Annotated in this window: 23 protein-coding genes; 9 read left to right on the plus strand and 14 right to left on the minus strand. The window is 68.3% G+C overall.

Translation table 11 applies throughout. The features are described 5' to 3' along the window. Both ACN6LB_RS08395 and glxA (ACN6LB_RS08400) read left to right on the plus strand, forming a co-directional pair. On the plus strand, window positions 1-1,069 hold a 1,069-nt coding region (locus ACN6LB_RS08395; RefSeq protein WP_445025210.1), incomplete at its 5' end, for a penicillin-binding transpeptidase domain-containing protein. Between the two features lie 571 nt (window positions 1,070-1,640). Beyond that, window positions 1,641-3,584: a radical copper oxidase GlxA gene (gene glxA, locus ACN6LB_RS08400; protein WP_445025211.1), complete on the plus strand. Its 1,944-nt coding sequence runs from the start codon at window positions 1,641-1,643 to the stop codon at window positions 3,582-3,584. Window positions 3,585-3,733: 149 nt separating this feature from the next. Here the strand turns inward: glxA (ACN6LB_RS08400) and ACN6LB_RS08405 are convergent, their stop codons facing one another. Then, complete coding sequence (locus ACN6LB_RS08405; protein ID WP_445025212.1) at window positions 3,734-4,102, minus strand: hypothetical protein; 369 nt, start codon at window positions 4,100-4,102, stop codon at window positions 3,734-3,736. A 407-nt stretch (window positions 4,103-4,509) separates the two neighbouring features. On the opposite strand from ACN6LB_RS08405, the gene ACN6LB_RS08410 reads away from it, so the two are divergent. After that, the gene (locus tag ACN6LB_RS08410; protein WP_445025213.1) at window positions 4,510-4,713 is read left to right on the plus strand and encodes a hypothetical protein; all 204 of its coding nucleotides are present in this window, start codon (window positions 4,510-4,512) and stop codon (window positions 4,711-4,713) included. Window positions 4,714-4,833: 120 nt separating this feature from the next. Here the strand turns inward: ACN6LB_RS08410 and ACN6LB_RS08415 are convergent, their stop codons facing one another. Continuing rightward, window positions 4,834-5,118: a hypothetical protein gene (locus ACN6LB_RS08415; protein ID WP_445025399.1), complete on the minus strand. Its 285-nt coding sequence runs from the start codon at window positions 5,116-5,118 to the stop codon at window positions 4,834-4,836. On the opposite strand from ACN6LB_RS08415, the gene ACN6LB_RS08420 reads away from it, so the two are divergent. Beyond that, the gene (locus ACN6LB_RS08420) at window positions 4,999-5,283 is read left to right on the plus strand and encodes a GNAT family N-acetyltransferase (RefSeq protein ID WP_445025386.1); all 285 of its coding nucleotides are present in this window, start codon (window positions 4,999-5,001) and stop codon (window positions 5,281-5,283) included. The genes ACN6LB_RS08415 and ACN6LB_RS08420 overlap by 120 nt on opposite strands. Here ACN6LB_RS08420 and ACN6LB_RS08425 read toward each other — a convergent pair. From ACN6LB_RS08425 to ACN6LB_RS08445, 5 genes are all read right to left on the minus strand, one after another. Then, window positions 5,273-5,929 carry a YHS domain-containing protein gene (locus tag ACN6LB_RS08425; RefSeq protein WP_445025214.1) on the minus strand — a complete coding sequence of 219 codons (657 nt, stop codon included), beginning with the start codon at window positions 5,927-5,929 and terminating at the stop codon, window positions 5,273-5,275. The two genes, ACN6LB_RS08420 and ACN6LB_RS08425, sit on opposite strands and share 11 nt — an antisense overlap. Window positions 5,930-5,988: 59 nt before the next feature. Then, the gene (locus ACN6LB_RS08430; protein WP_445025215.1) at window positions 5,989-6,837 is read right to left on the minus strand and encodes a hypothetical protein; all 849 of its coding nucleotides are present in this window, start codon (window positions 6,835-6,837) and stop codon (window positions 5,989-5,991) included. Continuing rightward, window positions 6,824-7,483, minus strand: coding sequence for an ATP-binding cassette domain-containing protein (locus ACN6LB_RS08435; protein ID WP_445025216.1), 660 nt, complete (start codon window positions 7,481-7,483; stop codon window positions 6,824-6,826). The genes ACN6LB_RS08430 and ACN6LB_RS08435 overlap by 14 nt, the downstream gene beginning before the upstream one ends. Before the next feature lie 14 nt (window positions 7,484-7,497). Continuing rightward, on the minus strand, window positions 7,498-8,142 hold the full coding sequence (locus ACN6LB_RS08440) for a TetR/AcrR family transcriptional regulator (protein WP_445025217.1): 645 nt from the start codon (window positions 8,140-8,142) through the stop codon (window positions 7,498-7,500). A 1,222-nt stretch (window positions 8,143-9,364) separates the two neighbouring features. Then, window positions 9,365-9,874 (minus strand): nitroreductase family deazaflavin-dependent oxidoreductase, encoded by a 510-nt coding sequence (locus ACN6LB_RS08445; protein WP_445025218.1) that lies wholly within the window; start codon window positions 9,872-9,874, stop codon window positions 9,365-9,367. Window positions 9,875-10,044: 170 nt separating this feature from the next. On the opposite strand from ACN6LB_RS08445, the gene ACN6LB_RS08450 reads away from it, so the two are divergent. The 3 genes from ACN6LB_RS08450 (at window position 10,045) to ACN6LB_RS08460 (ending at window position 12,588) form a co-directional block, all read left to right on the plus strand. Further along, window positions 10,045-11,133 (plus strand): PP2C family protein-serine/threonine phosphatase, encoded by a 1,089-nt coding sequence (locus tag ACN6LB_RS08450; protein ID WP_445025219.1) that lies wholly within the window; start codon window positions 10,045-10,047, stop codon window positions 11,131-11,133. Window positions 11,134-11,167: 34 nt separating this feature from the next. Then, on the plus strand, window positions 11,168-11,689 hold the full coding sequence (locus ACN6LB_RS08455) for a MarR family winged helix-turn-helix transcriptional regulator (protein WP_445025220.1): 522 nt from the start codon (window positions 11,168-11,170) through the stop codon (window positions 11,687-11,689). A gap of 236 nt (window positions 11,690-11,925) precedes the next feature. Then, the gene (locus ACN6LB_RS08460; RefSeq protein WP_445025221.1) at window positions 11,926-12,588 is read left to right on the plus strand and encodes a hypothetical protein; all 663 of its coding nucleotides are present in this window, start codon (window positions 11,926-11,928) and stop codon (window positions 12,586-12,588) included. Here ACN6LB_RS08460 and ACN6LB_RS08465 read toward each other — a convergent pair whose 3' ends face one another. The 5 genes from ACN6LB_RS08465 to ACN6LB_RS08485 all read right to left on the minus strand — a co-directional run bounded on the left by ACN6LB_RS08465 (window position 12,589) and on the right by ACN6LB_RS08485 (window position 18,928). Then, window positions 12,589-13,335: a DUF4142 domain-containing protein gene (locus ACN6LB_RS08465; RefSeq protein WP_445025222.1), complete on the minus strand. Its 747-nt coding sequence runs from the start codon at window positions 13,333-13,335 to the stop codon at window positions 12,589-12,591. Window positions 13,336-13,451: 116 nt separating this feature from the next. Continuing rightward, window positions 13,452-14,219, minus strand: a complete 768-nt coding sequence (locus tag ACN6LB_RS08470) for a DUF4142 domain-containing protein (protein WP_445025223.1) — start codon at window positions 14,217-14,219, stop codon at window positions 13,452-13,454. A 152-nt stretch (window positions 14,220-14,371) separates the two neighbouring features. Further along, on the minus strand, window positions 14,372-16,306 hold the full coding sequence (gene glxA / locus ACN6LB_RS08475; RefSeq protein WP_445025224.1) for a radical copper oxidase GlxA: 1,935 nt from the start codon (window positions 16,304-16,306) through the stop codon (window positions 14,372-14,374). Between the two features lie 598 nt (window positions 16,307-16,904). Continuing rightward, the gene (locus tag ACN6LB_RS08480; RefSeq protein WP_445025225.1) at window positions 16,905-17,150 is read right to left on the minus strand and encodes a hypothetical protein; all 246 of its coding nucleotides are present in this window, start codon (window positions 17,148-17,150) and stop codon (window positions 16,905-16,907) included. Between the two features lie 98 nt (window positions 17,151-17,248). After that, a complete protein-coding gene (locus ACN6LB_RS08485; protein WP_445025387.1) occupies window positions 17,249-18,928 on the minus strand; it encodes a chloride channel protein in 1,680 nt (559 codons plus the stop codon). Window positions 18,929-19,256: 328 nt separating this feature from the next. Between ACN6LB_RS08485 and ACN6LB_RS08490 the strand changes: the two genes are divergently transcribed. Together ACN6LB_RS08490 and ACN6LB_RS08495 are read left to right on the plus strand one after the other, a co-directional pair. After that, window positions 19,257-19,772: a universal stress protein gene (locus ACN6LB_RS08490; protein WP_445025226.1), complete on the plus strand. Its 516-nt coding sequence runs from the start codon at window positions 19,257-19,259 to the stop codon at window positions 19,770-19,772. Window positions 19,773-19,843: 71 nt separating this feature from the next. After that, window positions 19,844-20,008 (plus strand): hypothetical protein, encoded by a 165-nt coding sequence (locus ACN6LB_RS08495; RefSeq protein ID WP_445025227.1) that lies wholly within the window; start codon window positions 19,844-19,846, stop codon window positions 20,006-20,008. A gap of 56 nt (window positions 20,009-20,064) precedes the next feature. Here ACN6LB_RS08495 and ACN6LB_RS08500 read toward each other — a convergent pair whose 3' ends face one another. Together ACN6LB_RS08500 and ACN6LB_RS08505 are read right to left on the minus strand one after the other, a co-directional pair. Beyond that, on the minus strand, window positions 20,065-20,370 hold the full coding sequence (locus ACN6LB_RS08500) for a YciI family protein (RefSeq protein ID WP_445025228.1): 306 nt from the start codon (window positions 20,368-20,370) through the stop codon (window positions 20,065-20,067). A gap of 64 nt (window positions 20,371-20,434) precedes the next feature. Then, window positions 20,435-20,977, minus strand: coding sequence for a TetR/AcrR family transcriptional regulator (locus ACN6LB_RS08505; RefSeq protein ID WP_445025229.1), 543 nt, complete (start codon window positions 20,975-20,977; stop codon window positions 20,435-20,437). Between the last annotated feature and the right edge of the window lie 353 nt (window positions 20,978-21,330).

The raw sequence follows: 21,330 nt of genomic DNA on the forward strand, positions 1-21,330 counted from the left end.
CAGGTCCGCTTTCCCGTCACTGCGGGACATCGTGGCGACGATCCGCAAGAACGCGGAGCCGACCGGTGGCAGCACCGGCACGGGCGTAGCCATAGTCGACGACGCCGGTGCGGGTTTGAGGACGCTGAAGGTCTTCTCCAAAGGGCGAGCCCCGGTCATCAAGACGACCATCGACGCCACGCTCCAGGCGGTGGCCGAGAACGCAGTGAAAGACTCCCACCTTCAGGGCAAACCCACCGGAACCGTGGCACTCGACTGGAGAACCGGCCACATCCTCGCGATCGCCCACACCGGTGAGGATGGGGATATCGCCATCAACGGCATCAAGTCGCCGGGCTCCACCATGAAGATCATCACCTCTGCGGCCCTGTTCGACCAGGCTGGCCTCGCCCCAAGCAGCCCCGCCCCCTGCACGGACTCGTTGATGGCCAACAGTCAGCTGTTCCACAACGACCCCGGGGTGCGGGCCAATCCCGGCTCCACGATCGCCCAGGGCTTCACCGTGTCGTGCAATACCTCCTTCATCAAGGACGGCTTCCACTACCTCGTCCGCAACGCAGACGCCTCCGCCCTGCACGACGAGGCCGTAAACGTCTTCGGCATGGGCAGCTGGTCGATCGGCGGCGGGGTCGCCACCACCGACCCGAGCATCCCGGCGGACGTGCAGGGCGGCGACCAGGCGGCCCAGTTCATCGGCCAGGGCCAGGTCACGGCCACCCCGCTGTTCATGGCGTCCGTGGCGGCGACCGTGCGCGACGTCGGCTTCAAGCAGCCGGTCATCCTGCCGGGACAGCATCAGGACAACGCGCCCCGGTCCATGTCCGCTCGTACGGCCGGCTACCTGCAGTCGATGATGCGCTCCGTGGCCACCAGCGGCACCGCCGCACCACGACTCGGCGGACTCGCGGGCGTCGGCGCGAAGACGGGCACCGCCGAAGAGGGCGACCACACCAACGGCTGGCTGACCGCGTACAACTCCCGCATCGCCGTGGCCGCCCTGGTCGAAGGGGGCAGCTCCGGAGTGGACTCCGCCGGATACGTCGTTCGGCACCTGCTGGCCGGGAACTGACCTCAGCAACAACATCTGCGGCTGCGGAACCGCCTGTTCCTCGGCCCTGTCAGAGAACGACGTCTTCCCTCGGGGCAGTTCAAGAGAAGTGGCTGGCAAGGCGCCTTCGTCACTGTCGGAGGAGGATCACCCGGAGCTTCTCAGAGCCGTTGCGAGGCGGTGGCGGAAACATCGGTGTGGTCACCTCGTTCGCCTTCCGGCTGCGCCCGCAGAAGACAGTCGGGGTTGCGCGGCGCCGGGGTGACCGGCCGACTGCACGTCAGAGGTGCCCCGCTGGTGCCGGGAGTTCCTGCCCGCTCGTCGGAAGACGTCAGCGGCTTCTTCCTGTCCTGGTCGTCCCGCCCGGTCCGTCGTTCCCTGAGTCGATGCACCAACCGGCACCGCACGCCTTCCACTTCACCACCCCAGGGCGTCGATATCGCACCTGTTACATGGCTTTGGGGCATCTTTTGCATAGTGCAAAATAAGATGTCCGGGTCGTGGCGACAGCCGATCCGACGGCGTCGTCGACCCTTGCCGTGAGCACGGGTCAACGATCAGAGCGTGCAGACATTCCGGGGGGATGCAGGACATGAGTGACCTTGGCGCACGCCGTCGCGTCCGTCGTTTAGCAGTCGGCACCGTGGTGGTGCTCGCACTGGCGGGGATGAACGGGCCGTGGCTGTACCGCTTCGGGAGCGAGAAGTACCACACCTACAAGATCAACAAGCCGGAGTACAAATCCGCCAACGGGCACTGGGACCTCGTCGACGTCCCGAAGGACTTCCGGCAGAACACCATCCACGGGGCCCTCCTGCCGACCGGCAAGGTGCTGCTGGTAGCCGGGTCGGGCAACAACCTCGACAACTTCGACGCGAAGAACTTCCGCTCCGTCGTCTGGGACCCGGTCAAGAACAACTACCGTGAAATCAAGACCCCGGCCGACCTGTTCTGCACCGGCCACATCCACCTGGCCGACGGCAACCTGCTGTTCGCGGGCGGCACCAGGCGCTACGAGAAGCTCAAGGGCGACGTCACCAAGGCCGGCGGGCTGATGGTCGTCCACAACGAGGACCCGGACAAGTCCGTCACGCTGCCGTCCGGCACCCGCTTCACCGGCAAGCAGAACCACAAGACTTTCGTCTCCAAGGACTCGGTCACGGTCAAACCGGCAAAGAAGATCTTCGACAGGAATACAGGGAAGTTCCTGCGCACCGAGGCCGGTCTGGGCCGCGTCTACGTCGAGGCGCGCAAGAGCGGCACCCGATACGAGACCGGCGCCCAGGAGAACTACCGGGTCGAGGGCCTGACCGGTACCGACACCCACAATGTGTACGGCATCGCCAACAAACTCGGCCTGGACAAGAAGGACTTCCAGGGCATCCGCCAGGCGTACGAGTTCAACCCGTATACCGAGAAGTTCACCAAGGTCGCCCCGATGAACGAGGCCCGGTGGTATCCGACACTGACCCGACTCGCCGACGGGCGGGTGCTGGCTCTGTCCGGCCTCGACGACATCGGCCAGGTCGTGCCGGGCAAGAGTGAGATCTACGACCCGAAGACCAAAACCTGGCACTACAGCGGGAAGGTCCGCCAGTTTCCTACCTATCCGGCGGTCTTCCAGCTGCCCGACGGCACCTTCTTCTACTCCGGCTCGAACGCCGGCTACGGGCCCAGCGACGTCGGCCGCACTCCGGGGATCTGGCAGTTCGACACCAACAAGTTCACCAAGCTGCCCGGTCTGGACGACGCGACCCTGATGGAGACCTCGGGCACGGTCCTGTTGCCGCCCGCCCAGGAGGAGAAGTTCATGGTGGTCGGCGGCGGAGGCATCGGTGAGTCCACCAAGTCGACGAACAAGACCCGGGTCATCGACCTCAAGGCGAAGGCACCCCGGTTCACGGACGGTCCCGAGCTGGAGAAGGGCACCCGCTACCCGGAGCTGTCGATCCTGCCCGACGACACGGTACTGATCACCGGCGGCTCGCGAGAGTACCGGGGCCCGTCCTCCGAGAACATCCTGCAGGCCCGCATCTACGACGCCAAGAGTGGCAAGACGCGGTCGGTCGCCGACCCTGAGGTGGGCCGCAACCACCACTCCGGCTCTATCCTGCTGCCCGACGGCAGGGTCATCACCTTTGGCGGCGACTCGCTCTTCGCCGACAAGGCCAAGACCAAGCCCGGTGTGTTCGAACAGCGCCTGGAGATCTACACCCCGCCGTACCTGTACCGGGACTCGCGCCCCTCGCTGGCGAGCGGCCCCAGCACGGTCAAGCTGGGGCAGACCGCAACCTTCACCACCAAGTACGCCTCGGTAATCAAGGCGGCGCGGCTGATCCATCCCAGCTCCACCACCCACGTCACCGACGTCGAACAGCGTTCCATCGCCCTTGCCCTGAAGAAGACGAAGGACGGCAAGGGCATCCAGGTGACCGTCCCGAACGACCGCGACCTGGTCCCGGCAGGCTGGTACATGCTTTTCGTGACCGACGACCAAGCCACCCCCTCCAAGGCGTTGTGGGTCCGGGTGCCCTGACGGGCTCGCGCGTTGTTGCTCGCGAGGATGAAGGTGTGTCGCCGGGACCGCACCCGCCGCCTGCGGCGGCCGGGGCGGCGGAGACACTGCATGTTTCTCAGCCGGGCCACTCGGTGCGGTGTTCGTCTCGGTCGGGTGGTGCCCGGCTCTCACAGGAGAAGTTCGAGCCGGTGAAGTTCCTTGCGTACGGTGTCCAGATCCGCTCGGCTGCGCTCCAGGACCAGGTAGAAGAACAGGCCCTCGTGGGGTCGGCGGGTGATCAGCCGGATGAGGTGGTACTCGGTGTCCAGCGTGATCAGGATGTCCTGGACGCGCTCGGGTGCATAGCCGATCAGGTGCAGGGCGGCGAGTTTGGCGCGCACGACGTCGGTGTCGCCGTGCGCCGCCAGATCGAGGTCGAGACCCTGCGGGTGGCCCGCGGTGCCGAGGGGCATGCGGCTGACGTAGTCGACGACTGCGGCGCCGATTGCTCCCTCGAGTTGCATCGCCCGGTTCAGCGCGATCTTGATGCCGGTCACGGTCGGTCTCCTTTCGGCGCAGGGCGAAGCTCCGTGCCGACCAGGCTTCCCGGCGCTCCAGTCCCGCACCGCGCCTCCTGCCGAAGGGCGCGGGCCGAGCCATGTTTGCATCGTGCCACGGTCCGTGAGGCTTGGCCTCGGATACGACACCACTGGACGCAACGGGAAGCGAGAGAGGAGGGGGCGCGGCGTGTGCGTACCAGCTGTCGGTCGCATGCTGTGGCCCAGGTGTTCGATGCCGCGCTCCGGTAGATGGCGCGTTGCCTTGGCTGCGGTCGCTCACGTGACCGGATGTTCAGATGTTCAGGCTCTTCCCGTGTCGCAGCCGACCGGACCGGCCGGTTGTACCGTTCGACGAGGAGCCGTCCCGGTGGCGTGCGCCCACGTCGGCGTGGCCACGTCATGTGGTGGCGCTGGTGCTGGGCGCCGACCTCGACGGCAACGCCACGGCGCTCGGCGCCTCCGCCAACGGCGCCGTCCTCGGCATCGCCGAACGCGTCCAACAGCCGATCTCCTTCTGGCAGTTCACCAAGTACGGCCTGATCGTCACGGCCGTCACCGTCGTCATCTCCCTTGGCTACGTCTGGCTGTGTCACTTCGGCCTCAGTTGACCTGAACGGGGCAGGCCCATGGATCCGTTGGTCATAGTCCTTGTGGCCCTCGTGGCCACTGGGGTGATCGGAACTGTTCTGGCGAAGATCCGTCACCTAGGAAGGGCGGGCGCGCGGAGGTCACGGCTCGCCCACGGCCGTGCCACGGCGGCAGTGCTGGTGCGCTGCGTCGCCGAACTGGGCTGTGGGTCTGCGGCGCCGTCGGGCGCGAACCGGGGCGAAGGAGGCCCAGGCGCGCCGAGTGAGATCGTCCTGCTCGACGAGAAGCACACGGTCATAGGGCGACTGCGCTTCCGCGAGTGTCCCAGGTGCCGCACCGGACGGGTCCTCGACGTCTGGGTCGACGAGGGGTGGCAGCACCAGGGCCTCGGCCACGCCCTGATCGACACACTGCTTGAACGTCATCCCGGGCACCGCTGGAGCACCACCCGGAAAACGCGCCGAGGTCGGGTCTTCTTCGCGGTGATGGCCGGGGCGACGGCGGTGGCGTTTCCGCAGCGTGGTCCGTTGTGTGTGCATCTCGCGGGGCGACTTGCGCATGCCTGGCGGCGGGTGACCGCTATGCGGTGAGGGGCATGCCGTGCTCGTCGGCGAAGATGCGTCGGCACTGGCCGTTGCAGAAGCCGTAGAGGGTGCCCTCGTATTCCAGGGTGAGATGGGTGGAGTCGAGGTCGACCGTCATCCCGCAGACCGGGTCGATGACCCGGCCCGGCGGGAGATCCTCGGCGGGCATCCGGGCGATGGCGTCACGATGCGGCGCGGTGAGTTGCTGGATGAGGTCCAGGCTTCCCATGGGGTGGCCCAGAGTGCCGAGGCTGCCCTCGGAGACGCCGATGACGTGGATCCAGGCATGGGGGTCGTGGCGCAGCCGCCCGGCGTCGCGTCCGGCGTCGGTCTCCGCCTCGACGAGGGCCTGGGTGAGCCGGTCGATGGCATGGGCGCTCATGTCCTTGCGCCAGGCTGCCGGGGCGGTGACCCGGACCAGGTATCGGGGCGGGTCGGCGGGGTTCACCGGCTCTTTCCCGCCGACCACCCAGGTCGCGGGCTCATGGATGAGGACCTGAGTCAGTGCCTGGGCGGAGTCGATGACTTCGGGGGCGTGGGAGTCGTCGGGGCGGTCGGATGCCATGAGTAGTTCGATCATCCGGTGGGCGAGCCGATCGCGTTGCGCGGCGTCCAGTACGCCCGGTGGTGTGAGGAGTTCGATGAGCATCATGGGTCCATGCTCACCGCGTGTCCCGCGCTCCGGCATCGTTCCGGCGGAGTGCATCGGGCCTACTCCGAGGGGAGTGCAGCGCTACCGCGCCGGGAGTACTCCCTGCGCGGCAGGCTCGGGTGTGTACGGTTGCTGGTCCGGATTCGGAAGATGACCAGTCCGACGGCAATGAACGCGGCAGCCCAGGCCAGGCCGAGGATGAGGTGTCCCCACAGGGCGTTGTGGCCGAAGGAGCCGCCGACGGCGAACTGCATGGGGCCGAAGGACGGGAACCATTCCAGGACGGGCTTGTTGGCGAGCGGGTTGCCCAGCGGGTTCTGCAGGAAGGTGTCCATCAGCCCGCCCATGATGATCAGGAAGAAGCCCTCCAGGTCATGCTTGACCAGGACGCCGAGGAGGAGGCCGAAGGCGCCGTAGGTGAGGGCGATGACCGTGAAGCCGGCGAACACCGCGAGCCAGCCGCCGGTGGTCGGGCGCCAGAAGAACAGGATGGCGAGCGCGGTGTAGAGGGCGATTGCGGTCGCGACCAGAGCGACGGCGAGGGTCTTCGCTCCGATAAGCGTGGCCTGACGGCATCCAGCGAAGACGAGCCGGCGGTCGAAGGCGAGTGCCTTGCGGACGGCGTCGAACACGACGAACCCGGCGATCATCGTCACGGAGTTGAGCCCGGCCGAGATCAGGGTGAGGCGGCCGCCGTCCACGTGCAGGATCTCGCCGGTCGCATACAGCTTGAAGTCCAGCATCTCGCCCGAGGCCAGCGCGTCCATCATCAGGTACCAGACAGGCACGAAGACGACGAGCAGCATTCCGGCGAGCCGGTTGCGGGTCTGGTCGCGAACCGAGAAGCGCAGGGCCGTGGGGAACTGCCCGTACAGCGGCCGTAGTTCGGGTGCCTCAGGCGCTGACATGGTGGCCCTCCCGGGATGTCGTGCGCGGGGTGAGCCGGCCGTCGGTGAGGTCGGCCAGCAGGTCGAAGCGGTCCTGCTCGAACACGAGGTGGGTGATGATCACAACTGCCTTGCCGCGGCCGCGCAGGTCGTCGACCAGGTCCCAGAAGCGCAGGTAGGTCTCCCAGTCGAAGCCCTGGTAGGGCTCGTCGAGGAGCAGGAGGTCCGGGTCGTGCAGGAGGGCCAGCGTGAGGTTGAGCTTCTGCCTTGTGCCGCCGGAGAGTTCATCGGCCACGGTCTGCCGGTAGCGCTCGTACCCCAGGCGGTCCACGAGTTCGTGGCCGCGGTCCAGGTCGGGCAGGCGGTGGGCGGCGGCGAAGTGGCGCAGGTGCTGTTCGACGGTGAGGCTTGCGTTGAGGACGGGGTCCTGCGGGCAATAGCCGAGCGTCCCGGACAGCGTCACCTCGCCCCGGTCCACGGGGAGGGTGCCGGCGAGTGCTTTGAGGAGGGTGGACTTTCCGGCGCCGTTCTCCCCGACGACAGCGACGAGTTGCCCGGGGCCGACGGTGAGGTCGGCGCCGCGCAGGACGCGGTGCTTGCCGTAGGACTTGTGGATGTCGCGGGCCTGGAGCACGGATGGCGGTTCGCGTGTGGATCCGGTCGGCATGCGAGGTGTCCTCTCTAGGACTGGTTAGGCGGGTCTCCTTGAGGTGAGGCGTTCAGCCCGCCCGCGTAGATGCTGAGCACCTCCGGCGCCCAGAGGGCCATGCCGTCGGCCGACAGTGGGTCGGTGCCCAGGACGTCGGCGAGGCGGTCGCGCAGCAGGAACACGGCCAGGTCGTTGGCGAGGAGGAACGCGGCGCGCACTGCCGGCTCGCGGCCGGGGGCGGCCAACCCGGCCGCGGTCAGACCGTCGAGCGCGGCGCGGCTGAGGTCGAACAGGCGCCGGAACAGCTGTCGTCCGGTCTCCGTGTCGGACAGCAGGAGCCGCCGCAGGTAGCCGGGCAGCGGTGAGCCGGCAGGCAGGTGCCGGGCGAACGCCTCGCTCAGAGAGCCCGCCCCGGTCCCCGGATCGAGCAACTCCGCCCCACCGTCGCCGGTCAACTCGCCGAGCATCGCCTCGAAGACGGCGAGCACGTACTGATCGACCTCGCCGCGCAGCCCCTCCTTCGAACCGAAGTGGTGCACCACGAGCCCGGCCGACACCCCCGCTGCAGCGGCGATCTGCCGCACGGTCACCTTCTCCGGGCTCTGCTCGGCGAACAGCCGCAGAGCCTCGTCGCGGATGACAGCGCGGGTGGTCCGGTCGTCCGGCATTGAACGCATGTACAGCACATTAAACGTTTGTTCAGTCGCGTGTCCAGTGGCTTGCAGATCGGGTGGGTCCGCGGGTCCGGAGCGAGGCGGTCATGGCCCGGCCGCGGATGGGATGGCTTCTGCCCGGGGCGTGGGAGCTTTCCGTGGGCCTGACGATCTCCGGCCGGTCCTGGTGAAGGGCGATCCGCGGGCCGTCAGGGCACGAGCCGGTGCGGACGGGTCATCCGGCCTGCAGCCCTGTAGAGGACGGACCTGCGGAGGCGGAATCCGGCGCGAGATGCGGTGTCGTGGGCAGACCTGAGGGGGCCACGTCCAGTTGCTGCACGATGCCACCGGGATCGTCGTTCGGAGTGCCGGCGCTGGTGGACAGATGGGACCAAGCCAGCGCGGCGAGGGTGATGGTGGCGGCCGTGGCCATCGCGCGGGCGACGCGCCGGAGCCGTGCGCGCCCGTCCAGATACCGTCAGGCCGGCCCGACCCAGGGGGAGTCCGGCTGCCACGGCTCACCGACTGCGTTCGCCTGATCGTAAGAACACCGCCTCTGGTGCTCTGTCCTGTCCGCCTCCGAAGGTCGGGTGCACCACGACGGTGCACGTTCCTGTGCAGAGGGCTCCTTGGGGGCGGAGGTGCGGTTGGCATCCTCGCAGTCGGCGAGGAACTTCAGCCAGGCCCCTCGTGGATGGCGTCCGGCTTCGAGCGGTCCGTTTCTGCCTGGCCCCCGGGTGGTCACAGTTCCCCCATCCCCCTCGTGTTCGCAGATCGACGACGGCCTGGGCGAGGCGCTCACGCACCGCTCTCCGTCCCAGGGGTGCATATCTGCATGATCCGGAGGGATGTCCATTCTGCAGGTCGACCTGGCCCGGCAACATTGCACCGTAGACGGGGTGCAACGCCGGCGGCCGCGGCCACCGGCCATGGAGCCGTACGAGAGGGGGACCCGCCGACGGCCGGCCTGCCGTACGTAACCATGCCGGTGTCACTCCTGGGCGCCGAGCGGCAGTCGGTCGTCGGCTTGGTCCCCCGGTAGTGATACTTGCATAGTGCAAAATCAGATCGCCAGTCTTTCTCGCCTTTCGTTGAACTTCTTCTGATGTCCTTTGCGGAGCGTCATCAGCGATGACGGGCCGTCCGGGCGTGCCTGTCTCGCAGGAGCTCCGGCCCCTGTCCGCCGCCGGTCGTGTCGTGGTGACAGCGGAGCGAGGGGGAGTAGCCAGTCCCGGCTGCGGGCCCGTCAGGGCCGAAAGCCTGCGGCGGCGTCGAGGCGTACGAAGGGGATGGCGCGGCCCGCCTCCCGATAGGACGCCTCGCCGCCGTCGGCGGGAAGGCCCATGAATGCGCACAGGCGGCGGGCCGTTCGGGGGTGCTGTCGGGCGTAGCGGCCCATGATTTCGGCGCCGTCGTCGGGGGTGAGGAAGTGGGCTGTGACGGCGTGGTGGCGGTTGCCGACCTCGATGACGGTCTTCGGGTCCGCGTGCAGATTGCGGTACCAGGCTGCCCGTGGGCCGAAGCCGGACGCGACGACCCAGTGGCCGCCCGTCGGCTCGTGCTCGTACTCCACCACTTCGAGGACCACTCGACGGTGGAGTCCGGTGACGCGGCCCGTGTGGTGCAGCAGGAGCAGCCGCTTGCCGAAGACCCATCCCAGTCCGCAGCGGAAGAGGAATACTGGCAGGCGGGCGAGGAGCCGCCGCCAGCCGACGGGGAGTTGGGGTCGGCCCGATGTGGTCTGTCTGTGGGGCATCTTCGCCTTCCGGACGTCGGACATGTCGGCTCTCGGCCTCTGCTGGGTGAAGAGCCAGGAGTGAGAGTCCCTTCCTTGCGGGAACCGTTGCATAGTCTAAAGGCGGGGAGGGGTGCCTGTGCCAAAACCATCGGGCAACTCTCGTGTGCTGGGATATTGCTGGAGGACGCATGAGCGCGGGGAAGTCGACGCCCGGTGTCGCGGTGCTGTCGTGGATGCCGGTGGCGGCGATGGCCGTCGTGGCGGCGGCCGACGTTGTGGCCGGTCCGGGGGTGGGGTTTCTGCCGTTGGTGTCGCTCGGGCCGGCGTTCTCCGGGTTGGTCGGCGGTTGGCGGCGTACGGCGCTGATCGGCGCGGTCGCGCTGCTGTTGTGCGTGGGGCTTGGTGTGTACGACGGGCTGTTCGAGGAGCGTCGGGGATTCACCGCGATGGCGTCGGTGGCCGGTGTCACCGGCGTGGGCATCGCCGCCGCGGTGGCGCGCTCTCGCAGGGAGGCCGAGCTGGCCAGCGTGCGGTCGATCGCGGAGGTAGCCCAGCGGGTGCTGCTGCGGCCGGTGCCGCGGACTGCGGGCCCCCTGCAGGCGGCGGTGTCGTACACGTCGGCCGTCGCCGAGGCGCGCATCGGCGGGGACCTGTACGAGGTGGTCGCCTCGCCGCACGGGATCCGGGTGATCGTGGGGGACGTCCAGGGCAAGGGACTCGCAGCGGTGGAGACCGCCGCGGTGGTGCTCGGTGCCTTCCGGGAGGCGGCCCACGACGAACCCGACCTGGTGGGGCTGGGCGAGCGACTGGAGCGCAGCGTGGCCAGGGAGTTGGAGGGGGAGAAGTTCGTCACCGCCGTACTCGCCGAAATCGGCTCCGATCGCGACGTCGTTTTCCTCAACTACGGTCATCCGGCCCCGATGGTCGTGCGCCAGGACGGCGCCGTCGACTTCCCACAGCCACGCGCATATGCCCTTCCCCTGGGGCTGGGCGCCCATGGCAGCGAGGGTCCGAAGCCGTATCGGGTGGACTTCGCGCCCGGCGAACAACTGCTGCTCTACACCGACGGAGTCACCGAGGCCCGCGACGCGGGCGGCTCCTTCTACCCTCTCGGCGAACGGGCGGACCTGCTCAAGGAACCCGACGCCGACCGCGCCCTCCACGCCCTGCGCGAGGACCTGGTCCGGCACGCCGCCGGGCCGCTCCACGACGACGCCGCGATGCTCCTTTTGCGCTACCACGGTCATGGGGAGGGAAAATCTGCTCCGACCGGGTGAGCGGGCGGGGACTTCGGCGAGGTAGAAAGGACGCATGCAGGAGCATGAGATCAACACGGGAACCACGGACGACGGCGATGCCGTCACGCGTGCGGTGCTGACCGCCTCGCGGCTGCTGGTGGCGGTTTCCGCCCGCTCGCTCGCCGAGGTCGAGGAGCGGGTGACGCTTCCGCAGTTCCGGATGCTGGTCGTGCTGTCCACCCGCGGTGCCACCAAACTCGTGGCGCTGGCGAACCTGCTCCAGGTGGCGCCCTCGACGGCGATGCGTATGGTCGACCGGCTCATTGCGGCCGGGCTCGCCGACCGGCAGACCAACCCCGACAACCGCCGCGAGACCATGCTGCAGCTGACCGAGGAAGGCAGGCGCACCGTCGAGGACGTCACCGCCCGGCGCCGCTCCGAGATCGCCGCGATCGTCCAACGCCTGAGGCCGACGGAGCGGCTGGCCCTCATCGAGGCCCTTAATGCCTTCAACGAGGCTGGGGGAGAACCCCCTGCCCCGGCACTGGACGACCCGGAACCGTATCCGTTGGGCTGGGCGACGGACGCGCGATGACGCGCGACGCGTGACGCTGCCCACGTCGGTGCATTCGGGCTGCGCTTCCTCTTTCCCCGGTTCCTTTTGCATAATGCAAGGGAATCGTGAAAAGTGCGCCCGGCAACGGGGGCCGCATGTGCCTGTTCGGACGTGGGCAGCGCGGATCACCGGCCCGCGTCGTCTGAAGACGAGGCCGCAGACGGATACGGAAGTGAGTGGAGACGTGCATGCGCCGACCGCGCCGACCTCGCTCCATGACAGAGTCGTACCTGATGGCGCATCTGCGGTCCACCGTGTGGGGGCCCGCGGAATTCGTCGGCCTGCCCCCGTGGTGGCTGGTCGGAGAAGGACTGCTGGCCGGGACGGTGGGGACAGCGGCCATCGTCGGCACGGCGGTCGCGGGCGCGTGGTACGGGAACTCTCAACTGGCTGACGGCGAGGCCGGCTTGGTGTGCGCCGCCGCGCTCGCCCTCTACCTCTGCGTGGTGCGGGCCGGACGGGCGCTGGTCGGCATCGTGGCACTGCTCGGTGTGTGCCTGGCACTCCAGGCGCCCGAGGCGGCCGCAGGTGTGGTCCTGGCGGAGCGGGGACGCGTGGAGTCGGTGATGGTGACGTCTGTCGAGGACACGGCAGCCTCAGGACACGGACGCTACCTCTGCTCGGTGTCCGACCGCGACGGCGTACCCCTCAAGGTCCGTATCTGGCGGGGCTGCGAGCAGACCACCAGCCCCGGCGACGCTCTCGCCGTGGTGTACGACCCGAAGGGGCAGCTGCCGCCGCGCGGCGTGCAGTCCGGAACATCCCCGGCAGGCTCCCTGCTCGATCTGGGCGGCTGGGTGGCCGCCGTGGTCGCAGGGTGTGTGGTTGCGGTCGTCCGCTCCTACCGGCTCGCCGCCGTCGCGCCCGCACCCCGTTGATCATCCGGCCGTCGGGCTGGGGGCTGGGGTCGGGGAGCTGGTGTTCACGTGGAGGTCGGGGCGCGGAGCGAGCACGACGAGCGGGGCTCCGGGCTGGGGCGCGGGCGGAGTGAGCTGGTCCTTGGGCAGCTTGGGCGGTGTGGTCTGCTGGAAGTTGACCTGGTCGTAGTTGACGAGGCCGGTCTTCTCCAGGACCGTGATGTGGTCCAGGACGGTGTCGTTGGCGAGGTCGGCGAGGTGGCGCACCATGGTGTTCTGGGTACTGGCCCGGATCTTGGCGATGGTCGGGAAGATCTGGCCGTGGGTGACGCGCATGATGTTGGCGGCGGTCGAGTCGAACTCCGTGCCGCGCTTGGAGTCCACGGTCGCCACGAACTGCTGTTGTTGCGGCGTGGCCTGGTTGGGCAGAGTGATGTTCAGCTCGGGGGCGATCCTGCGGCACAAGTCGTCGAGTCCGGCGTGGCCGACGACCAAGTGCTCGCCGGCCTCCTTCATCTCCGCGGACGTGCCCCGCTTCATGGCCAGTTCACCGAGGGGGTACTCCCACAGGCCGGCCGAGCGGACCTTGACGACGAAGTCGCGGTCGGCCTCGGTCAGTGGCCCGTACCGCGTGTTGGCGATGATGCGGGACGTGTTCGTCGCCGCGTCCTGAATCCCGAGCATGCTCGGGTAGGCGAGGGCCGCGAGGGTCAGCGTCAGCGCACCGCCGACGAAGACGGTTCCGATCGTGTTGCGGGAGCTGGGCATGTGGTCTCCTGGCGCGAGTGGACGGTACGCCGGAAGGTGCGGACGCCGTAGGTGAATCAATCATTGCGCTGAGCAAAATTTGCATGTGGCTCGGCGTCGTGCGGGAAGGGGTCTGGTCAGCCCGTCGTCGGCGTGGGGGACGGGGCGGCTGTGGTCGCGCTCGGGCCTGTCGGTACGCCGCTGTCCGACACCCCGGCGGGGGGTGTGAGGACGACCACGGGTGAGCCCGGCTGCGGGACGGGCGGTGTGACCTGGCCGGACGGGAGCTTCGGCGGGTTCGTCTCCTGGTTGTTGACCTGGTTGAAGTTGACCAGCCCGGTCTTCTCCATCTGCTCGATGTGGTCCAGGACCACATCGTTGGCCTGGTCGGCCAGTTGACGCACGAGGGTGTTGGTGGTGGTGGAGCGGATCTTGGCGATGGTGTTGAAGATCGAGCCGTGCTTGACGCGCAGGATGTTGGCCAGGTCGGTGTCGAACTGCTTGCCGGTGTCCGACTGCAGGGTCGCGAGGAAGCCCTGCTGTTGTGGAGTGGGCTGGTTGGGGATGGTGATGTTCAACTCGGGCGCGATCCTGCGGCAGCTGGCGTCGAGTGCGGCGTGTCCGATGACCAGGTGCCGGCCTGCCTCGCGCACGGTCGCAGTTGTCCCCTTGTTCATGGCCAGCTCCCCCGAGGGGAGCTCCCACAGTCCCGCGGCGCGCACGAAGACGACGAAGTTGCGGTCGGCCTCGGTGAGCGGGCCATAGCGGGTGTTGGCGATCACCCGGGACTGGTCGGTGGACGCGTTCTGGACGCCGAGCATGCTGGGATAGGCCAGAGCGGCCAGGGTCACGGTCAGTGCGCCGCCGACGAAGACAGTTCCGATTGTGCTGCGCGACAGGGGCATGGTGTCTCCCGGTTTGGACGGCGCGGACGTCAGGGAGTACGGCTGAATCTCACAAGAAGACCTTTGCCGTAGGTAAAGATTGCATGATGCCATACGGCTTGGGTTCACGCTCCAGCGAGGACGAAGTGGCTTGCCCGAGGCCACAGCCGCCATCAGTGCACGTGGAGCCAGACGGTTTTGGAAGGAATGCCTTTGCGGTCGGTGACGGCTGCCATGTACCAGCCGGCGGGCACGAGTGAGGAGTCGTCGGGTACTCGTACCGTGAGCGAGCCGTTGGTGCGGTGGGTGATGTCGAGAGCGATGGAGCGTTGGTCGAAGTCGGTGACGTGGGTGGTCGATCCGGGGTGCAGGAGGCGGATGCGGCTGATGCGGGAGGCGTCTTCGGTGCGGAGGGTGATCTCGTCGCCGCGTTTGGCCTCGGTGCTGTCGGGCTGTTGCAGGTCGGGTTGTTTGCCGTGGAAGAGGTAGGGAGGGGAGAAGACTTCGACGCGCTGTTCGAAGTGGCCGGGGCGGGAGTCGGCCTGGTCGGAGAAGAGCGGGTCGGAGCCGAAGACGGCGACCCGGCCGTCGGGCAGCAGCAGGGCCTCGGTGTGGTAGTTACGGCCGATGGTGGGGTCGGCGGCCGGGATGAAGGTGTTGGTGGCGGGGTCGTAGAACTGGGCCTTGAGGAGGTCGCTGGCGCCCTTGCCGCGATATCCGGAGCTGCCGCCGGTGGTGAACACCGTGTCGTCCGGCATGATCACGCTGTTCAGGTAGCGGGTGTTGGCCGGCAGGCGCGGGCCGGGGGTGAAGACGGGGTGGGCGGCGCCGAGGTCGGCGATGGCCGTGCGGGAGGTGGCGGTTCGGGACTCGCCCACGCCTCCTCCGCCCAGCACCATGACCTTCTTGTCCTGTGCCGGTGGCAGCAGGACGGAGGAGGAGGTCTCCAGGGTGTCGGGGTCGCCGAGGCCGGGAACCGGGGTGAAGGTGTTGGTCGTCAGGTCCCACAGGCCGGGCTTGCGGCCCTTGTCCGCGGGTCCGTACCCGGCGTTGGATCCGCTGTAGAAGATCTTCTTCCTGTCCGTGAGGAAGAGGGAGGGGTAGGTGGGGAAGTAGCGGGTCGGGGCCTTCGACCAGGTCTTCGTCTTCGGGTCGTAGATCTCGTTCTTGCCGGGGACGACCTGGCCGATGTCGTCGAGCCCGGAGGTGGCCAGGACGCGGCCGTCGGCGAGTGTGGTGAGGGACGGGTACCAGCGGGCCTCGCTCATCGAGCCGACCTTGGTGTACGTCTCGGTGACCGGGTCGAACTCGTAGGCGTCCTTGATGCCTTGGAAGTCCTTCTTGTCGAGGCCGAGCTTGTTGGCGATGCCGTAGAGGTTGTTCGCGTCCTTGCCCTTCAGGCCCTGGATCTCGTACTGCTCGGTGGTGTTGGTGATGCCGAGCGGGCCCTGTTCGGCGGCCTCGACGAAGACGCGGGCCTCGCTCGCGGTGACCGTGACGTTGCCGCCGCGACCGGTGGGGGTCTTCTTCGCGGCGGGTACGTGCACGGTGACCTGGGAGCGGTAGGCGACGCCGGCGGGAGAGCGGAAGACGGTGCCCTTGGGGAAGGTGCGGGCGTGGTCGGGGTCTTCGTTCTTGACCAGCATGGCTCCGCCGGCCCGTGTCACGTCGCCCTTGAGGACCTCGTAGCGGGCGGTGCCGCCGGCGATGAGGATCTTGCCGTCGGGGAGTTGGGTGTGCCCGGCGCAGAACAGGTCCGCCGGAGTGTCGATCTTCTTGAAGGTGTCCGCTGCCGGATCCCACAGAGTGCTCTTGAATACGCCGCCGTCGAACTGCTTGACGTTGTTGCCGCTTCCGGCGATCAGCAGAACCTTGCCGGTGTGCAGCAGGATCGCGTGGATGGAGTTGAGCTGGTACTTCTTCGGCAGCGCGGCGAGCGTCCAGTGACCGTACTTCGACTTGTACTCGGGCTGGTTGATCTCGTAGTGGTGGTAGGCGTGCTGGGCGAAGCCCGCCACGGCGGGGGCGTTGAGCACAGCCAGTGCCACCGCCGCGCCGGCGGCGAGCAGGGTCTTGCGGGTGGTGAGGCGGGAGGGTCGCTTGGCCATCGGGGTGTGCCTCCGCTGCGGGCGGGTCGGGGCGTGGATGTAGCGACAACTACCGCGAGCGCTCCGGGAGTGGAGTGCGACACGCTCGTTTGCATTGTGCAAAATGCCCTGATGTGACCAATGTGCCAACCTTTACGGGAGACGTACGGCTCAGGCGAGCGCGATCACATCCGCTCGTTCCAGTGGACCCGGCCCGGCCGGGCCGGGAAGAAGGCGTCGATCACGGCGAGCCGCATCGGCAGCAGTACGACGCAGTGGTTTTCGTCGGCTCCGGAGCGAAGAAGCCCTCCTGGCGGACCCGCAGGCCCGCGAATAGGCGGACCGGGAAGGTGACGCTGGGAGAACGTGTCGGCCTGGCCGGCCGCCCACGACCTTCGCCTGAGCCTGATGTTGCGTATGAGAGCGATAGTGAACTGCTGGGAGCCCTCTCGCTCGATCATCGGGCGGGAGGTGCACCGGCGGCCGGATGCAGCACCGCGGGGCGGCTGGCCCTTGGCGGTGCCATGTCCGTCGCGACTGCCAGGGTGCAGGTACTGGCAGACTGGCTCAGGCTGGCGCGTTCTGTAGCACGCGGGGTTGGGGTGCGGCTCCATCGTCGTCACTTCTCGTGCAGGCGCGCTGTCGCGACACGCCCCGGCCGCATGATGCGTATCGTGCGGCTCTCGCAGGCGAGGCAGCGGGGCGACTGCAGCGGTGACGGCACGCGCCTGTCCCCGAGGTGGTAGGCGGCGTTGATCCGCCCGTACTTGTCCACGGTCACGTCGATGTCGTACGTGTCCTCCCAGCCGTGCCCGCAGTCGAGGCATGCGAACGAGTAGGAGCGCTGGACGTGCTCTGTGTGCATGGCCCACCTCTTCCGAACTGTCCGAGTGTCCAGACCACCCATACCCATTTTTGCACAGTGCAAAATAAAGAGCTTCGGCCCGCAGCCCCTGCTCGCCGTCAGGCGGCTGTATGCACGGCGCGCAGCGCGCTCTGGTGGCTGAGCCAGCCGACCGGCTTGCCGTGTGCCGAGTCGAGGACCGGCACGCCGGTTCCCGTGGCCGAGAGCAGAGCGTGCAGGGCCTGGGCGAGGGGCTGGTCGGCCAGGACGGGGGCGGGTGCTTCGGCGAGTTGGCCGACCTGTGTCGGCGCGTCCTCCGGCTGTTCGGCCAGGGCCTCCGCCACCGCCTGCGCGGTGACCACGCCGATGTAGTGCCCGGCGTCGTCGGCCACCGGGAGCGCGCCGTGGCCCGACAGGCTCAGCAGATCGGCGGCGTCCGTCAGCGTCGCGGACGCGGCCAGCGGGGAGGGCAGCGCCTCCATGACCGCGCCGACGTGCTGGGTGCCGATCCGTGCGCCCGGGGCGGGACCGTCGAGGTCGATGCCGCGACGGCGCAGCTTCAGGGTGTAGATCGTGTCCCCGGTCAACAGGCGGCTGGTGGCGGTGGCCAACACGATGGCCAGCATCAGAGGCAGGATGATCGAGTACTCGCCGGTGAGCTCGAAGAGGATGACGACGGCGGTGATCGGCGCGCGCGCCGCGCCGGCGAACACGGCGCCCATGCCGACCAGCGCGTACGCCCCCACCGCGCCGGCCGACCCGGGCAGCAGGTGGTGGACGCCGATGCCGTACGCCGATCCGAGCATCGCCCCGATGAACAGGCTGGGCGCGAACACGCCGCCGGAGCCGCCGATGCCGATGGTCAGGCTCGTGGCCAGCATCTTGCCCACCAGGAGCAGGAGCAGAAACCCGACCGCGTAGCCGCCCTCGGTCGCCTTCTGCAGCACCGGGTAGCCGACGCCGTACATCTGCGGCAGGGCCAGCAGCACCAGGCCGAGCACCAGGCCGCCGACCGCGGGGCGCAGCCATTCCGGGCCGCGCCAGAGCCAGTCGCAGGCGTCCTCGACCAGGTACAGGAAGCGGGCGAAGCCCACACCGACCACGGCGGCGCCGACGCCGAGCGCGGCGAACAGGCCGTACTGGGCGAGATGGTCGACGTGGAAGTCGGGGAGGTTCAGGAAGGCCGTGTCGCCGAACGCGGCGCGTCCGATGATGCTCGCGGTGACACTGGCCAGCACGGTGGCCCCGAACGCCTCCGCGCTGAACGTCCTCAGGATCAGCTCCATGGCGAAGAACACGCCGGCCAGCGGGGCGTTGAAGGTGGCCGCGATACCGCCCGCCGCGCCGCAGGCGACCAGGAGCTTCATCCGGCCCTCGGTCACCTTGGTCACGCGGCCGAGCGTGGAGCCGAGCGCCGAGCCGATCTGCACGATCGGGCCCTCACGGCCCACCGAACCGCCGGAGCCGATCGTCAGCGCGGAGGCCAGCGTCTTGACGACCGCGACCTTGGGGCTGATCCGGCCGCCACGCTGGGCGACCGCGAGCATCACCTCGGGCACCCCGTGGCCGCGCGCCTCCTTGGCGAACCGGTTCACCAGCGGGCCGTACAGCAGGCCGCCGAGAACCGGGGCGAGCAGGACGAAGGACGGACCGAGCCACGGCACGTGCGGGTTGCTCGCGCCGGGGGACGCCGCGTAGTCGGCGTGGCCCGAGAAGAGGCGGGTGAACGTCTTGATGCACCAGCGGAAGACGATCGAGCCCGCGCCGGCCCCCGCGCCGACCACCACGGCGAGCGCCATCAGGCCCCACGGCGCGGTCCGCAGTCCCGCGAACGTCTGGGAAGGCGCGGAGGTGTTCGCTGCGGTGCTGGTCATGCGTTTCCCGTCCTTGGCTGCCTGGATGGCACTCATCGATTCCCCTTTCTTACTTTTGCATTATGCAAAACGTGTCAAGGATGCTGGTAGCCGGGGTAAGGCCGGGTTCGGGGCCTCACGACTGGGGAGTGCTGTCTTCCCGTCGGGGCGGCGCCGCCTCCCGGTCAGGCAGAGATCGGGACCGAAGGTCCCTTGGCGGTGAGTCACCGGCACGGGAGCCTGGGAAGACCGGATGGTATGGAGGTGGCGAACCATGAACGACCGGACTTCCCCGCCGCGGATCGTGATCGGCGTGGACGGGTCGGACTCGAGCAAGGCGGCGCTTCGGTGGGCTGCCCGACAAGCGGCGCTGACCTATGCGGAACTGCGTCCCGTGCAGGCGTGGCGGCTACCGCCCACCTACGGCACGGCGGTGGACTATTCGGATGCCGACTTCGAAGGGCACGCTCAAGAAAACCTGCGACGCACAGTAGAGGAAGTGCTGGGGGAGTACCCGCAGGTGAGCGTCGTTCCCCAGGTCGTGGAGGGCCACCCGGCCGCGGTACTCACCGAGGCGGCCAGGGACGCCGACCTGCTGGTCGTCGGCAGCCATGGGCGCGGGGCGTTCGCCGGAATGCTCCTCGGATCGGTCAGCCAGCACTGCGTGCACCACGCCGCCTGTCCGGTACTCGTCGTGCGCGCCGACGAGCGCTCCTCCGCGGCACTGTGCGGAGCGGACGGTCGCCGATGGCAGTCCGGCGAGTGTGACCCGTCGGTTGCGCACGGGTGAGTCACCGCCTCCGGTTCCGCTGCGGTACTGCCTCACAGACAGGTGCCCGGGCCGGAGGCGGGAGTAATCCGATGGCGGACCTCGGCGAGACACCCGACGGTGGTCAGGTCGCGTCGCATGTGCCCCTCGCCGCGGCGGTCCGCCCACACCCGATGGAACCGGCCCGCGCCGGTCACGCCGTGCACGCCAGGGGCGGCCATCGAGAACACGCCGTCGCCGCCAACTCACCACCGTAGATCCGCCGCCCGTTCAGACAGTGCCACCGCTATCGCCGCGCCTACGCAGACCAGCGTCAGGAACCCGGTTCACCGCCAATTCCCAGGAAGGACAGCCGTGGGTCGGTCAGGTTCGGGTCGATATCTATGACTTCCGCGGTCACGATGTCGTGGACGACGAACGGGTCCTCGGCAATTCGATCCTGAAGTGCTTCGGGCGTTGGTCCCGTGGCGAGCACGGCGCCGCCTTGTCCGGGCCGGATGCTCCCGACCAGGAGGAACACGCCGTCGTCCATGCCGCGGCGGATCCATTCCTGATGTCCGGCCATGTGCTCGGGTGCCTTGGCTTTGTTGGTGGAGAAACGGAGCAGGACGACGTACACGTCGGTCTCCTTATCGGATGTCGAAAGATGAACGGGCAGGGTTCAGCGCGGAGGAGCAGCCCGGTCAGGAGGAGGCGAACTGCCCGGTCAGCCAGGTGTTGAGTCGATCAACCTCGCGTCGCACGAAGTCGCGATCGTGGAAGGCGTTCGACAGCGTCGCGACGCCCTGGCTGAAGGTCAGGACGTGCAGGGCCAGGTCGTCGGCGTCCGCCGTTCTCCCAAGGGCTTCGAACTGCGCACGCAACCAGGTGCGGAACACCTCGAACACGCCGACCGCGTGCGCGCGGGAGGGGTGGTCGAGCTTGGCCAACTCGCTGGTCAGCGTCCCGACCGGACATCCGTAGCTCTCGATGTCGCCCTGATTGGTGATGACGATCTCGACGAATTGCCGCAGGCGTTCCAGAGGGTCGGTTGAGCCCTTGTTCCACTCGGCCAGCATCTCTCGTGTGCTTGCCAGGCGAGCCTGGATCACGGCTTCGAGGATCTCGTCCTTGGTCCTGAAGTGGTAGTAGAAGTTCCCACGGGAGATTCCGACCGACTCGGCGATCGAGGCGAACGAGGTCCGTTCGTAGCCCTGCTCATAGAACAAGCGGTTCGCGGCGTCCACGATCTGCTCCCGCGTACCCACCAACACTCACCTCGCGGCACTCGCCCGCGCCTGGGACGAGCGTCCTAGGCGGATGATCAGAACTCTAGGACATCCGTCCTAGAGGGCAAAGTCGGCGACCTCAACAATGTGAGGGCCAGGGAGATTTGAGCCCTCGCTGCCGTCGGGGTTGATCACGATCAGGTGACTTTCGGCGGATCGAGGCAACCTCACAGTCCCCGCACCTGTCACACGGGCGAAACTCACAGCACGGCCGCAGGGGTGGGACATGAGCCAGCAGTACCCCCAGCCGCAGCCCGGTTGGGGCGGCTCGCAGCAGCAACAGCGGATTCTGCCCGAGGGCAAACCGGCAA

This window comes from Streptomyces sp. SAS_270 (assembly GCF_052543295.1).

What these genes read in the sequence shown, in the direction of transcription:
- ACN6LB_RS08465 (WP_445025222.1), bottom strand. Translation starts at nt 13,335, where the DNA reads ATGCCCAGCTCCCGCAACACGATCGGAACCGTCTTCGTCGGCGGTGCG.
- ACN6LB_RS08460 (WP_445025221.1), top strand. Translation starts at nt 11,926, where the DNA reads ATGACAGAGTCGTACCTGATGGCGCATCTGCGGTCCACCGTGTGGGGG.
- ACN6LB_RS08445 (WP_445025218.1), bottom strand. Translation starts at nt 9,874, where the DNA reads ATGCCCCACAGACAGACCACATCGGGCCGACCCCAACTCCCCGTCGGC.
- ACN6LB_RS08485 (WP_445025387.1), bottom strand. Translation starts at nt 18,928, where the DNA reads ATGGCGCTCGCCGTGGTGGTCGGCGCGGGGGCCGGCGCGGGCTCGATC.
- ACN6LB_RS08435 (WP_445025216.1), bottom strand. Translation starts at nt 7,483, where the DNA reads ATGCCGACCGGATCCACACGCGAACCGCCATCCGTGCTCCAGGCCCGC.
- ACN6LB_RS08415 (WP_445025399.1), bottom strand. Translation starts at nt 5,118, where the DNA reads ATGACGTTCAAGCAGTGTGTCGATCAGGGCGTGGCCGAGGCCCTGGTG.
- ACN6LB_RS08430 (WP_445025215.1), bottom strand. Translation starts at nt 6,837, where the DNA reads ATGTCAGCGCCTGAGGCACCCGAACTACGGCCGCTGTACGGGCAGTTC.
- ACN6LB_RS08440 (WP_445025217.1), bottom strand. Translation starts at nt 8,142, where the DNA reads ATGCGTTCAATGCCGGACGACCGGACCACCCGCGCTGTCATCCGCGAC.
- ACN6LB_RS08425 (WP_445025214.1), bottom strand. Translation starts at nt 5,929, where the DNA reads ATGATGCTCATCGAACTCCTCACACCACCGGGCGTACTGGACGCCGCG.
- ACN6LB_RS08480 (WP_445025225.1), bottom strand. Translation starts at nt 17,150, where the DNA reads ATGCACACAGAGCACGTCCAGCGCTCCTACTCGTTCGCATGCCTCGAC.
- ACN6LB_RS08455 (WP_445025220.1), top strand. Translation starts at nt 11,168, where the DNA reads ATGCAGGAGCATGAGATCAACACGGGAACCACGGACGACGGCGATGCC.
- ACN6LB_RS08450 (WP_445025219.1), top strand. Translation starts at nt 10,045, where the DNA reads ATGAGCGCGGGGAAGTCGACGCCCGGTGTCGCGGTGCTGTCGTGGATG.
- ACN6LB_RS08495 (WP_445025227.1), top strand. Translation starts at nt 19,844, where the DNA reads ATGGCGGACCTCGGCGAGACACCCGACGGTGGTCAGGTCGCGTCGCAT.
- ACN6LB_RS08490 (WP_445025226.1), top strand. Translation starts at nt 19,257, where the DNA reads ATGAACGACCGGACTTCCCCGCCGCGGATCGTGATCGGCGTGGACGGG.
- glxA (WP_445025211.1), top strand. Translation starts at nt 1,641, where the DNA reads ATGAGTGACCTTGGCGCACGCCGTCGCGTCCGTCGTTTAGCAGTCGGC.
- ACN6LB_RS08470 (WP_445025223.1), bottom strand. Translation starts at nt 14,219, where the DNA reads ATGCCCCTGTCGCGCAGCACAATCGGAACTGTCTTCGTCGGCGGCGCA.
- glxA (WP_445025224.1), bottom strand. Translation starts at nt 16,306, where the DNA reads ATGGCCAAGCGACCCTCCCGCCTCACCACCCGCAAGACCCTGCTCGCC.